Genomic DNA, 12,553 nt, shown 5'->3' with positions numbered 1-12,553 from the left:
CTCTTGGCGATGTCGGGGTTGATCTCATCGGGTAGAGCCAGATCCAGGTCGGCAACGACTTGCGCCATGGATTGGTGGCGGTACATCGCCAGGGCAATGACCAGCCAGACCACCCGCTCGGCAGGCAACTTGCGCTTGCGCACACTGGCGCAGCCCGTGGTTGCCAGGGCTTGTGCTATCCATTGAGGGTCAAGGTTGCGGGTGAGTGAGCCAAAGTCAGGGTAAAGGTGGTGTTTGCGGGGCATCTGTGCCAAGGAAAAAAATGACTTGGCAGAAAGTGTGCCGCAGCTATCCAACAAAAATGCCGTTCACTGGGTTAAGTGAACGGCATTAGGCCTTGAGGGCCCCCTTTTTTCGGCTTGTGGCGTGGCGGTGCTCTACTGCACTGCAGCGGGCACCAGTTTTTCCAGGCCAGCCAGCGGCGCGGTCACGGCCTCGGGCAGGTGGTGGCGCTGGCCCATGTAGCTGGCGGTGTTCATGGAGACGAACACATGGCCTTTGCCATCTTCCCAGACCAGCACTTTGGAGGGCAGATCGATGGCCAGCGTAGGGGCCTGCTGCATCATCGGCGTGCCCAGCTTGGGATTGCCGAACACGATGACGCTGGCCGCTGGCATGTCCAGTTGGTGGTCCTTGGCGGCTTGTTGGTGGTCGATGACGGCAAAGATCGTCAGGCCCTTGGCCTTGAGCGCCTCTTCGATGCGCTTGACCGACTCTGCGGCCGAGTGCGCGCTTTGGACCGTCAGCAGGCCGTTCACTTCGGCCGGTTTCTTGGCTTCATCGGCGGCCATGGCCGTGCCGCCCAGCATGGCCATGGCAAGCGCCAAGCCTTGGAGTTTGGGGAGTTTCAGCAATTTCATGCTCCTTGTGCAACAAGAGGGCAGCGATCATAGGCCATGCGGGCGCGGCGCGCCTGCTGCGTTTTGCGCCTTGCAGCCCATCCCAGGCCGCTTCTTGCCCGCTGGCACCGAGATTTTGTACAGAGGCCCTTACTTCAGCGCGGCCAGGTGGCTGGTGAGCTGGCGCAGCTTGGCGCCGGCCTGGCTGTCGTGCTCGTAGGTTCGCGTCACGGCGTCGATTTCGATCTGCAGCTGGCGGATCATGATGTGCTTGAGTGCGCTGGCGATTTCGTCGCGGTAGTCCTCCAGCGGGTGTTCGCTGATGCGCTGGATGTGCGGCAGCAGCCGGGCCAGAGCGGCGGGCGGGGCCTGTTGCAGCGCCGGTTGCAGCTCGGCCCAGCTTTGCGCGCCGTGCTGCTGGTAGTGGTCGTCGAGCCAGGCAAAGAGCTGCCCGTCCGGCGCGGGCAGGCGGCACAGCAGGCCCAGGTCCTGCTGGCTCAGGCTCTCCAGCAGCGGCATGTGGGCCAGCAGCACGCAGGCGGCGTGTTCCTCGCGGCGCAGCGGGCGCAGGCGCTGTGGCATGCGCACCGCAGCGCCCAGGCCGCCCAACCCGCCGCCGCCGTGCGCGGCGTTGCGCCGCCATGCGGGCGGCTGCCCGTCGCGCGGCGGCCAGGCATGGGGCGCGGGCGCGCCGGGCCAGGCGGCGGGCGGGTATTGCGGCGCGCCGCCGTCGTGCATGTCGTCCAGTGGCTCGTAGGGCAGGCCCGGGGGCGGGCCGTCGAACCCATCAGGCCAGGCCTGCATGGACGGCTCGTGCAGCGGTGGCGGCATGGCGGCGGGGGCGTAGGCGCTGCCTTGCGTGTGTGAGTGTGCGTGCGCGCTGGCCGCGCCGGCTTGGGGGGGCTGGGCGCTTTGAGGGCGCAAGGGGCGCAGGGCGGCGGCCTGCTGCTGCCAGAGCTGCTGCAAATCCTCGCGCGCCAGCTGGGCGATGCGCGCCACCTCGTCACGGATCTGCAGCTTCAGCGCCCCCTCGGGCAGCAGTGCCCACAGCGGCAGGGCGCGGTGCGCCATGCGCGCGCGGCCCTCGGCGGTGGCCAGCTGGCAATCCTGGCTGGCCACTTGCAGCAGGTATTGGCTCAGCGGGATGGCCAGCTCGACTTGCTCGGCAAAGGCCTGCTGGCCGCGCTCGCGGATGAAGCTGTCCGGGTCGTGCTCCTTGGGCAGGAACAAAAAGCGCATGCTGCGTCGCTCGTCGGCAAAGGGCAGGGCGCATTCGAGCGCCTTGGCTGCGGCCTTGCGCCCGGCGCTGTCGCCGTCAAAAGCAAACACCAGCTGATCGGTGTGGCGCAGCAGCAGTTGCACGTGGTGCTCGGTGCAGGCCGTGCCCAGCGTGGCCACGGCGTTGGCAAAGCCCCATTGCGCTAGCGCCACCACATCCATATAGCCTTCGCAGACCAGCGCATAGCCCTGGCTGCGGATGGCCTGGCGCGCCTCGAACAGGCCATACAGCTCGCGGCCTTTGTGGAAGATGGGCGTCTCCGGCGAGTTCAGGTACTTGGGCTGGCCGCTGCCCATGATGCGCCCGCCAAAGCCGATGGTCTCGCCGCGCACATTGCGGATCGGGAACATCAGCCGGTCGCGGAAGCGATCGTAGCGGCGGCCGCTTTCAGCCTTGTAGATCACCAGACCGGCGTCTTCGAGCTGCGGGTCGGCGTAGTCTGGGAACACCGCCGCCAGCGCGTGCTCGCCCGGCGGCGCATAGCCCAGTTGAAAGCGCGCCGCGACGGCGCCGCTCACGCCCCGGCCCTTCAGATACACAATGGCCTCGCTGGCCTGCTTGAGGTGCTGCTTGTAGGCCGCAGCCGCTTGGGCGTTGAGTTCGGCCAGCGTCTTTTGCTGCTGGCGGCGCTGCTGGCGCTCGGCCGCCTGCGTGGGCGATTCGCGCTCCTGGCGCGGCATGGGCAGGCCCGCGCGCTGTGCCAGCTCCTTGACGGCATCGACAAAGCCCAAGCCGGCGTAATCCATCAAAAAGCCAATGGCGTTGCCATGCTTGCCGCAGCCAAAGCAGTGGTAGAACTGCTTGCTCGGGCTGACGGTGAAGGAGGGCGACTTTTCCTCGTGAAACGGGCACAGCCCCAGCAGATTGGCCCCGCCCTTTTTGAGCGTGACGTAGCGCCCGACCACATCCACGATGTCGGTGCGCGCGTTCAACTCGTCCAGAAAATGCTGCGGAATGGCCACGGCGTGCGGGCAGGAAAATGCCAGGGGCAAAGGGCCGCATTATCGCCGTGGCGCAGTGCTCAGTCCGGTGCGCTGGGCAGCCCTTTCTTTGAACAAACGCTCAATCGGCCATGGCCTCGACCAGAAAGCGCAGGCGTTTGCGGCCCATCCATTCGTCGGTCTCCAGCCGGTAGGCCAGCTCGGCCTGTTCGGGCAGGCGCTCGGTGCGGCCGAACCAGATGCCTTCGACGACCTGGCCGTGGTGCAGCACTTTCAGCGCCATGTGGCGGCTGGCGACCACGCGCTGCTCCAGCACGTGCAGCGGCTCCATGAACAGCGGCGCGGCAAAGCCCTGGCCCCAGACCTGGGTTTGCAGCAGTTCGGCCGTTTCGATGCTGCGGTATTGCGCCGGCAGCGGGCCGTCGCACCAGGTCTGGCCGTGCAGGGCGGCTTCGTCCAGCCATTCTTCGGCGATGCGCTGCAGCGCGTCCTGAAAGATGGGCAGGGCCTGGCTGCGCAGCGTGCAGCCGGCGGCCATGGCGTGGCCGCCGAATTTTTCCAGCACGCCGGGGTGGCGCTTGGCCAGCAGGTCCAGCGCGTCGCGCAGGTGAAAGCCGGCGATGGAGCGGCCCGAGCCTTTGAGCAGGCCGGCGCCGTCCTCGGCGGCGCTGGGGGCGAAGACGAAGGTGGGGCGGTGAAATTGCTCCTTGACGCGCGCGGCGACGATGCCCACCACGCCTTCGTGAAAGCCGCCGTCGCTGACGGTGATGGCCGCGGGCAGGCGGGGGGCGCGGGCCAGGTTTTGCAGCACGCTGCCGATGGCCACTTGCTTCATGTCCGCTTCCAGGTCGCGGCGCAGGCGGTTGATGTCCTCGAGCATCTGCGCCAGCTCGGCGGCGCGCTGGGCGTCGTCGGTGAGCAGGCATTCGATGCCGATGGTCATGTCCGTCAGGCGGCCGGCGGCGTTCAGGCGCGGCGCCAGCGCAAAGCCCAGGTCGCTGGCGTGGGCGCGCGCCGGGTTGCGGCGGCTGAGCTCGAACAGCGCGGCCATGCCGGCGGGCATGTGCCCGGCGCGGATGCGCGCCAGCCCCTGGCTGGCCAGCAGGCGGTTGTTGGCGTCCAGCGGCACGACGTCGGCCACGGTGCCCAGCGCCACCAGCGGCAGCAGGCTGTCCAGCCGGGGCTGGTTGTGCGCCGTGAACTGGCCGCGCTCGCGCAGCAGGCTGCGCAGCGCCAGCAGGGTGTAGAACATCACGCCCACGCCGGCCAGGTGTTTGCTGGGGAAGGCGCAGCCGGGCTGGTTGGGGTTGACCAGTGCGTTGGCCTGCGGCAGGGCCGGGCCGGGCAGGTGGTGGTCGGTGATCAGCACCTGCATGCCCAGATCGCGCGCGCGGGCCACGCCTTCGATGCTGGCGATGCCGTTGTCCACCGTCACCAGCAGCTGCGTGCCGCTGGCGTGCATGCGCTCGGCCAGCCGGGGGGTGAGGCCGTAGCCGTCTTCGATGCGGTTGGGCACCAGGTAGTGCAGCTCTTGCGCGCCGAGCATGCGCAGCCCGCGCAGCGCCACGGCGCAGGCGGTGGCGCCGTCGCAGTCGTAGTCGGCCACGATGCCGATGCGCTGGCGCTGGGCGATGGCGCGCGCCAGCAGGGCGGCGGCGCTGGCCGCGCCCTTGAGCGTGGCCGGCGGCAGCAGGGCCTGCAGCCGGGTGTCCAGCTCACGAACATCGGCAATGCCGCGCGCGGCGTAGAGCTGGGCCAGCAGCGGCGCAATGCCGGCTTGCTGCAGGGCTTGCTGGGCGTGCGGGGCGGCGGGGCGCTGGCGGTATTTCAAGGCGGGGTTGTCCTGTTGGGTTGTCCTGTTCGGTGGTGCTGTGATCGAGGTGTTCGGGGCGCAGGCGGTCGATCTACAGTTGCTGCAGCAGCTGCATGGCGGCGTCGCGCGGGCGCAGGCCCAGGGCCTGGCGCAGGCGCTGGCGCCAGTGCGGCGGCTGCGGCCTGAGCCAGGCGGCGCGCCGCTCGCCGGCCAGCAGCAATTGCCAGGCCGGGCCTTCGGCGCCGGGCGGCGCGGTCAAGAGCTGTTGCAGCAAGCTGGCGTCCAGCGCCTGCCATTGCGCAGCCCAGGCGTGGAAGTCGCCCGCCAGTGCGGCGTCGCGCAGCGCCGTGTGCAGGTGGATATGCGCCAGGCGCGGTTGCGCGGCGGCGGCCTGCGGCGGCACCACGCCCGTGCCGGAGAACCACAGCGCGTTGACCGGGGCCAGGCCTTGCGCGGCGCGCTCGTCGTTGACCGGGTGGGTGTAGAGCAGCATTTGCGCCTCGGTCTGCAGGCGCTGCAAGGTGCTGGCCGCGCCGCTCGCGCCGCCCAGGCCGGGCAGCCAGTGGCGCACGTCCTGGCCGATGACGCGCTCCAGCGAGGGCATGACCAGAGCCGCCAGCCACGGCGCCTGCGCCAGCCATTGGCCATCGGGCAGCGGCCACAGCTGCAGGCCATCCTCGGCCTGGCCCTGTGCGCCATCGCCCCACAGCGCGCGCAGCGCCGCCAGCAGCGCGGCGTTGTGCGCCGCGCTCAGCGCCAGTTGCGCCGGGTCGTGCAGCACGATGGCATCGGTGCGGATCTGCAAATGGCAGGGCGTGACCAGCGCCCAGCCCTGGCCGGGCTGCACGGCCAGGCCATGCTGCAAGGCGCGCAGCGCCGCCAGCGCGGGCAGGCCCTCGCTGCCGGGCGCGCCTGCCGCTGCCGTGGCCGCGGCGGCGGCGGCCTCTGCCGCATCGGGCCAGGCAGTTTGCAGCAGCGCCAGCTCGTGGGGCATGAGCGGGCTGTCGCCTGGCAAGTTCAGCCACTGCGGCGCGGCCGCCTGGCCCAGCAGGGCCTGCAGCGCCGGCAGCGGCAGCTGCGCGCCGCTGGCCGCAAAAAAGGCCTGCATGCCGTGCACGGCGGCAAAGGGCAGGATGTGGGTGGTGATGGGCATGGCGGCTGCGGGCATGGGCGTGTTGAAGGGCGCGATTGTCGCGCAGCTTGGGGTGGCTTGGGGCCGCGGGCGGCCGATGCCATGGGGCGCTTGATTGGCCACTTCATGGGGCCGCTTGGGCGTTCGTAGAATGCGCGGTTTTTCGATGCAGGAGAGCCCATGTCCCCCATTGCTGCCATTGCCGCGCGCCATGACGAGTTGACGGCCATCCGCCGCGATCTGCATGCCCACCCGGAGCTGGCCTTCGAGGAATTTCGCACCGCAGCGCTGGTGGCCGACAAGCTGCGCAGCTGGGGCATTGAGGTGCACACCGGGCTGGCGCGCACCGGCGTGGTGGGCCTGATCGAGGGCCGGCATGCCGCGGCGCAGCCGCGCATGTTGGGGCTGCGCGCGGACATGGACGCGCTGCCAATGGACGAGCTCAACCGCTTTGCCCACGCCAGCCGCACGCCCGGGCGCATGCACGCCTGCGGCCACGATGGGCACACGGCCATGCTGCTGGGCGCGGCGCAGTACCTGGCGCAGACGCGCGATTTCGCCGGCACGGTGGCGCTGATCTTCCAGCCGGCCGAGGAGTTCGGCGGCGGCGCCGACGTGATGCTGCGCGAGGGGCTGCTGCAGCGCTATCCGCTGGAGGCGGTGTTCGGCATGCACAACATGCCGGGCATCGAGGCGGGCGCGTTCGCGCTGTCCAGCGGGCCGGTGCTGGCCTCCAACAGCGAGTTCAAGATCACGTTGCAGGGCAAGGGCGGGCATGCGGCCATGCCGCATCTGGCGGTCGATCCCATCGTCGTGGCCGGGCAGTTGATCGGCGCGCTGCAAAGCATCGTCAGCCGCAGCAAGCCGCCGCTGGAGGCGGCCGTGGTCTCGGTCACGACGCTGCAGGCCGGCGATACCTTCAACGTCATCGCCGAGCAATGCCGCATGGGCGGCACGGTGCGCGCCTACACCGAGCCGGTGCTGGACGTGATCGAGCAGCGCATGCGCGAGCTGGTGGAGTTCACGGCCCGCGCCCACGGCGCCAGCGGGCAGCTGGAGTTCAACCGCATCTACCCGGCAACCGTCAACCACGAGGCGCAGACGGCGTTCGCGCAGGCCGTGCTGCAGGAGCTGGTCGGGCCGCAGCGCGTGCTGCGCCAGGCGCCCATCATGGCCGCCGAGGACTTTGCCTTCATGCTGCAGAAAATCCCCGGCTGCTACGCCTTCATCGGCAATGGCGACGGCAGCCACCGCCTTGACGGCCATGGCCAGGGCCCATGCCTGGTGCACAACCCGAGCTACGACTTCAACGACGCCATCTTGCCGCTGGGGGCCAGCTACCTGGCGCGGTTGGCCGAGCGCTGGCTGGCGCCTGCGGCGGCTTGATTGGCGGCTTGATTGGCGGCTTGAAGGTCAGCCCCCAGCCGCCGCGCGCCGCCGCAAGCGGCGCCCCACATCAATCGGGCAGGATGCCCAGCTTTTGCAGCTGCGGGCCCCAGTGGCTGCGCTCCTGCGCAATGCGCTGCGCGAACGCGGCCGCGCTCTCGTGCAGGGGGATGGAGCCGTTGCGGCGCATGGTGTCGATGAAGCCCGGGTCGCGCAGGGCCTGGCCGATGGCCTGGTTGAGCTGCTCGACCACTGGCTGCGGCGTGCCCGCCGGGGCCGCCACGCCCAGCCAGACGGCGCTTTCAAAGCCGGGGTAGCCGGCCTGCTCCAGCGTGGGCGCGCCGGCAAAGCTGGGGCTGTCCACTTGGGGGCTGACGGCCAGCACCTTCAGGCGCTGCTGGCGCACCATGGGCTCGACCAGCGCCGTGCCGGCAAAGTACAGCTGCGTATCGCCTGCCAGCGTGGCCGTCAGCGCATCCGGGCCGGTCTTGAAAGGAATGTGCTGCAGCTCAATGCCCGCCTGGCGGCGCCAGAACTCGAACAGCACGTGCGGCGGGCTGCCATTGCCCGAGCTGGCGTAGTTCAGCACGCCGGGCTGGGCCTTGGCCTTTTCGACCAGCTCGGCCACGTTAGCCGCGCCCAGGCCGGGGTGGGCCACCAGCGCCATGGGCAGCACGGCAATGGGGCTGACGGGCAGCAGATCGCGCGCGGGCTCATAGCTGAGCTTGGGGAAGATGTAGGGGCTCCAGACCGCATGGGCGTTGGTGATGATGGCCAGCGTGTGGCCGCTGGGCTCGCTGTCCTTGAGCTGCTTCATGGCCACCATGCCGCCTGCGCCGGGGCGGTTGTCCACCACCACCGGCTGGCCCAGCGCGGCGTGCAGCTTCTCGGCCAGCGGGCGCGCAAACAAATCGGGCAGGCTGCCGGCGCCGCCGTTGACGATCAGCGTCACCGTGCGGCTGGGGAACGGCGCTGCGGCCGGCTGGGCCTGGGCCAGTGCCGGCAGGGCCAGCAAAGCGGGCAGGGCGGCGCACAGGGCGCGCCGCAGCAGGCCGGGGCGCTGCGGTGATTTCAGGGGGCGGATGGGGCTCACGAAAAACTCCTCAAAGGGGCTGGGGTGGATGGGCCGCGCCGGCCAGGCCGGCCTGGCGCGTTGCAATCAGGCCGCCACCATACATGAGCTGCAAGTGGTTTTGATGCTCAGTCTCAATCCTTTTTCTGGCGCTGCAAATTCCCTGGAGGGCCTGCGTGCAAGTTCATCCCCGGTAACGCAGCCGCATAGAATGCGCGCTTTTGCCGCGGTTTTGGCGCGGCCAGCGTTTTGTTTTTCTTGCTGCTATGCCCCCCGCCCTGAACGAGGTCACGATCTACACCGATGGCGCCTGCAAAGGCAATCCTGGCGCGGGCGGCTGGGGGGCGCTGCTGCAGTCGCAGGGCCACAGCAAGGAGATCTGGGGCGGCGAGCGCAGCACCACCAACAACCGCATGGAGCTGCGCGCCGTGATCGAGGCGCTGGCGCTGCTCAAGCGCCCCTGCCGCATCACGCTGTATCTGGACAGCGAGTACGTGCGCAAGGGCATCACCGAATGGATCCACGGCTGGAAGGCCAAGGGTTGGCAGACGGCGAGCAAGCAGCCGGTGAAGAACGCCGAGCTGTGGCGCGAGCTCGATGCGTTGGTGCACCAGCGCGGCCACCAGATCGACTGGCGCTGGGTCAAGGGCCATGCGGGCATTGCCGGCAACGAGCGCGCCGATGCGCTGGCCAACCGCGGCGTTGAGGAGCTGGGGTGAACAGGCCCTGGCCTGAGCCTGGCGCACATTTGCGCCGTGCCATCTGCGCCGTGCCCGGCGGCCCTGGAGCCGCAGCCATCGCGCGGTGATCCACAGGCCGCCCCCTGATGAATGAGAGTAAGAAATGACGCATGAAGCCATGCCGGCGCAGCTGCCTCAGCCGCCGCGGCCCCCTGGTCATGCCGATGCGGCCGTGGTGTTCGAGGGCGTGGGCAAGACCTACCAGTCCTCGGCCGGGCCCCTGCAGGCGCTGGCCGGCATCGACCTGGCCATCGCGCGCGGCAGCGTGTTCGGCATCATTGGCCGCAGTGGCGCGGGCAAGTCCAGCCTGCTGCGCACCATCAACCGGCTCGAAGAGCCCACCGAGGGCCGCGTGCTGGTCGAGGGCGTGGACATCGGCCGCCTGTCGCAGCACGAGCTGGTGCGCCAGCGGCGGCGCATCGGCATGATCTTCCAGCACTTCAACCTGCTGGCCTTCAAGACCGTGTGGGACAACGTGGCGCTGCCCATGCAGGTGGCCGGCTGCAGCGCAGCGCAGACCCATGCGCGCGTGCAGGAGCTGCTGGAGCTGGTGGGCCTGGCCGACAAGAAATCCATGTACCCGCGCCAGCTCTCGGGCGGGCAAAAGCAGCGCGTGGGCATTGCCCGGGCGCTGGTGCACAACCCGCCGATCCTGCTGTGCGACGAGGCCACCTCGGCGCTGGACCCGGAGACCACGCAGGCCATCTTGCAGCTGCTGCGCGACATCAACCGCCGCCTGGGCATCACCGTCATCCTCATCACGCACGAGATGAGCGTGATCCGCGAAATCGCCGACCACGTGCTGGTGCTGGAGCAAGGCCGCATCGCCGAGCTGGGCCCGGTCTGGCAGGTGTTTGGCGCCCCCCAGCATCCGGCCACGCAGGCGCTGCTGGCGCCGCTGCAGCAGCAGTTGCCCGACGAGCTGCGCGTGCGGCTGCTGCCCCAGGCCCCGGCCGATGGCGCAGGCCATGCGCGCGTGCTGCAGCTGGGCTACACCGGCGCGGGCGCTCTGGAGCCCGACTTGCTGCGCATTGCCCAGGCGCTGCCTGGCCCGGTGCGCCTGCTGCACGGCGGGGTCGATCGCATCCAGGGCCATGCCTACGGGCGCTTGCTGCTGGCCGTGGGCGGCAGCGCCCCCTTGCCCGACTTGCAGGCCCTGTGCCAGGGCGAGCAGGCCATCGCCCACAGCGCCCAGCTGCTGGGCCATATCGAGCTGGAACACGTCGCGCTGGAGCACGTCGCGCTGGGCGATGCCGGCCCGGCCGCAATTTCAGGAGAGCGCCATGTTTGAACTCAGCATTCCGCTGGCCACTTACTGGCAGGCCTTGCTGGATACGCTGCTGATGGTGTCCGTCTCGGGCGCCATCGTGCTGCTGGGCGGCATCCCCATGGCCTTGCTGCTGATCCTCACGGCGCCGGGCGGGCTGCTGGCCTCGCCGGCGGTGCACCGCGTGTTCGGCGCAGTCGTCAACGGCTTTCGCGCCGTGCCCTTCATCGTGCTGCTGGTGGCGCTGCTGCCGGTCACGCGCTATCTGGTGGGCACCTCCATCGGCGTGTGGGCCGCCATCGTGCCGCTGTCCATCAGCGCCACGCCGTTCTTTGCCCGCATTGCCGAGGTCAGCCTGCGCGAGGTGGACCGCGGCCTGGTCGAGGCCGCGCAGGCCATGGGCTGCCGCAAATGGCACATCGTGCGCCACGTCTATCTGCCCGAGGCCTTGCCCGGCATCATCGGCGGCTTCACCGTCACGCTGGTGGCGCTGATCAGCTACACCGCCATGGCCGGCGCGGTGGGCGCGGGCGGGCTGGGCGATCTGGCGATCCGCTACGGCTACCAGCGCTTTGACAACCAGGTCAGCCTGATCGTCATTGCCATCCTGATCGTGCTGGTGACGCTGGTGCAGTGGCTGGGCGATGCCTATGTGCACTGGCTCAAGCACCGCTGAGCCAGCGCCTGCGCAAAAACAAAGCCCGTGCCGCTCTCACTTGCCGGCACGGGCTTTGTCTTTGTGTGGGTTGGCGCTTTGAACACGCTCTAGCCTGCCGCGTCCTCGAAGCCCATGGCGCGGCGGTACCACTCGTGAAAGTGCTGCATGCCGTCTTCCATCGGGCTTTGGTAGGGGCCGACTTCGTTGTCGCCGCGTGCGAACAAGGCCTTGCGGCCAGCGTCCATGCGCTCGCCGATTTCGTCGTCCTCGATGGCCGTTTCCATGTAGGCCGCGCGCTGCGCCTCGACGAATTCGCGCTCGAAGGCGACGATTTCCTCGGGGTAGTAGAACTCCACCACGTTCATGGTCTTGTCCACGCTGATGGGGTGCAGCGTGGAGACCGTCAGCACGTGCGGGTACCACTCGATCATGATGTGCGGGTAATAGGTCAGCCAGATGGCGCCGTGCTCGGGCAGGCGGCCTTCGTTGTAGCGCAGCAGCACTTCGTGCCAGCGCTGGTACACGGCGCTGCCCGATTGCTGGAGCGCATTGGCCACGCCCACGGTCTGCACGGAGTATTCCTGCCCGAACTCCCAGCGCAGGTCATCGCAGGTGACGAAGTTGCCCAGCCCGGGGTGGAAGGGGCCGACGTGGTAGTCCTCCAGATAGACCTCGATGAAGGTCTTCCAGTTGTAGTTGCACTCGTGCATTTCCACGTGGTCCAGCGCAAAGCCCTCGAAGCTCAGCGCATGGCGCGGGCCCAGCCGGGCCAGGTCGGCGGCGATGTCGCGGCCGTTGTCCTCGAACAGCAGGCCGTTCCACTCGCGCAGCCGGTACTGGTTGAGGTTCAGGCACGGGTCCTGCGGAAAATGCGGCGCGCCAAGCAGCGTGCCGTTTTCGCTGTAGGTCCAGCGGTGCAGCGGGCAGACGATGTTGCCCGCCGCGCTGCCCTTGGCGTTGTCCTGCAGATTGCCGCGGCCGTGCAGCATCACGGCCTGGCGGTGGCGGCAGACGTTGGAGATCAGCGCCACCGAGCCATCGCGCTGGCGCACCAGCGCGCGGCCTTGCTGCTCCTGCGGCAGGGCAAAGTAGTCGCCCGGCTCGGGCACGGCCAGCTGGTGGCCCATGTAGCGCGGCCCGGCGGCAAACAGGGTTTGCAGCTCGCGCTGCAGCAGCGCCTGGTCGAAATAGCTGGAGACGGGCAACTGGCTCTTGGCCTGCTGCAGGGGAAGACTCAAATCAGACATCGCATCCTGATCCATGGACGACTCGAACAGGCCCGGTGCGTCTGGGCCGGGCCGCTGGTGCCGCGCGCCGCGGGGCCTGGCATGGCCCCGGCTGGCATGGGCTTTCGTCATTTCGAGCGGCGCGCGAAGATGAAACCAATTGAAGGCGCGCGACGAAAAAACAAGCCGGTCAATGCAAT

The 12,553-nt window shown here is 69.2% G+C and carries 11 protein-coding genes; 4 read left to right on the top strand and 7 right to left on the bottom strand.

Annotation, left to right across the window (positions count from 1 at the left end; all coding sequences use genetic code 11):
* The 5 genes from CK625_RS04430 to CK625_RS04410 form a co-directional block, all read right to left on the bottom strand.
* A partial coding sequence (locus CK625_RS04430) for a transposase domain-containing protein (RefSeq protein WP_172425090.1) occupies nt 1-245 on the bottom strand: 245 nt, incomplete at its 3' end.
* A gap of 132 nt (nt 246-377) precedes the next feature.
* Entirely contained in the window at nt 378-854 is a 477-nt protein-coding gene (locus tag CK625_RS04425; protein WP_238945497.1) for a DUF302 domain-containing protein, read from the bottom strand.
* 135 nt (nt 855-989) lie between these two features.
* Complete coding sequence (gene dnaG, locus CK625_RS04420; RefSeq protein ID WP_095539109.1) at nt 990-3,080, bottom strand: DNA primase; 2,091 nt, start codon at nt 3,078-3,080, stop codon at nt 990-992.
* Between the two features lie 100 nt (nt 3,081-3,180).
* Complete coding sequence (recJ, locus tag CK625_RS04415) at nt 3,181-4,890, bottom strand: single-stranded-DNA-specific exonuclease RecJ (RefSeq protein ID WP_095538969.1); 1,710 nt, start codon at nt 4,888-4,890, stop codon at nt 3,181-3,183.
* A gap of 73 nt (nt 4,891-4,963) precedes the next feature.
* The gene (locus tag CK625_RS04410; protein WP_172425083.1) at nt 4,964-6,025 is read right to left on the bottom strand and encodes a phosphoglycerate mutase; all 1,062 of its coding nucleotides are present in this window, start codon (nt 6,023-6,025) and stop codon (nt 4,964-4,966) included.
* A 159-nt stretch (nt 6,026-6,184) separates the two neighbouring features.
* On the opposite strand from CK625_RS04410, the gene CK625_RS04405 reads away from it, so the two are divergent.
* Nucleotides 6,185-7,390, top strand: coding sequence for a M20 aminoacylase family protein (locus CK625_RS04405; protein WP_095538967.1), 1,206 nt, complete (start codon nt 6,185-6,187; stop codon nt 7,388-7,390).
* 70 nt (nt 7,391-7,460) lie between these two features.
* On the opposite strand, the gene CK625_RS04400 is transcribed toward CK625_RS04405, so the two are convergent.
* Nucleotides 7,461-8,483: a Bug family tripartite tricarboxylate transporter substrate binding protein gene (locus tag CK625_RS04400; RefSeq protein ID WP_238945495.1), complete on the bottom strand. Its 1,023-nt coding sequence runs from the start codon at nt 8,481-8,483 to the stop codon at nt 7,461-7,463.
* A gap of 257 nt (nt 8,484-8,740) precedes the next feature.
* Between CK625_RS04400 and rnhA the strand changes: the two genes are divergently transcribed.
* From rnhA to CK625_RS04385, 3 genes are all read left to right on the top strand, one after another.
* Nucleotides 8,741-9,181 (top strand): ribonuclease HI, encoded by a 441-nt coding sequence (gene rnhA, locus CK625_RS04395; RefSeq protein ID WP_095539107.1) that lies wholly within the window; start codon nt 8,741-8,743, stop codon nt 9,179-9,181.
* A 124-nt stretch (nt 9,182-9,305) separates the two neighbouring features.
* Nucleotides 9,306-10,493, top strand: coding sequence for a methionine ABC transporter ATP-binding protein (locus tag CK625_RS04390; protein ID WP_095538966.1), 1,188 nt, complete (start codon nt 9,306-9,308; stop codon nt 10,491-10,493).
* On the top strand, nt 10,486-11,145 hold the full coding sequence (locus tag CK625_RS04385) for a methionine ABC transporter permease (RefSeq protein ID WP_095539106.1): 660 nt from the start codon (nt 10,486-10,488) through the stop codon (nt 11,143-11,145). The genes CK625_RS04390 and CK625_RS04385 overlap by 8 nt, the downstream gene beginning before the upstream one ends.
* 89 nt (nt 11,146-11,234) lie before the next feature.
* Here CK625_RS04385 and CK625_RS04380 read toward each other — a convergent pair whose 3' ends face one another.
* Complete coding sequence (locus CK625_RS04380; RefSeq protein WP_095538965.1) at nt 11,235-12,374, bottom strand: aromatic ring-hydroxylating oxygenase subunit alpha; 1,140 nt, start codon at nt 12,372-12,374, stop codon at nt 11,235-11,237.
* Nucleotides 12,375-12,553 lie beyond the last annotated feature (179 nt).

It is taken from the genome of Vandammella animalimorsus (assembly GCF_002285265.1).
GTDB lineage: Bacteria > Pseudomonadota > Gammaproteobacteria > Burkholderiales > Burkholderiaceae_C > Lampropedia.
Note: the sequence above shows the minus strand (reverse complement) of the source record. Positions and strands in the feature narration are given on the sequence as shown.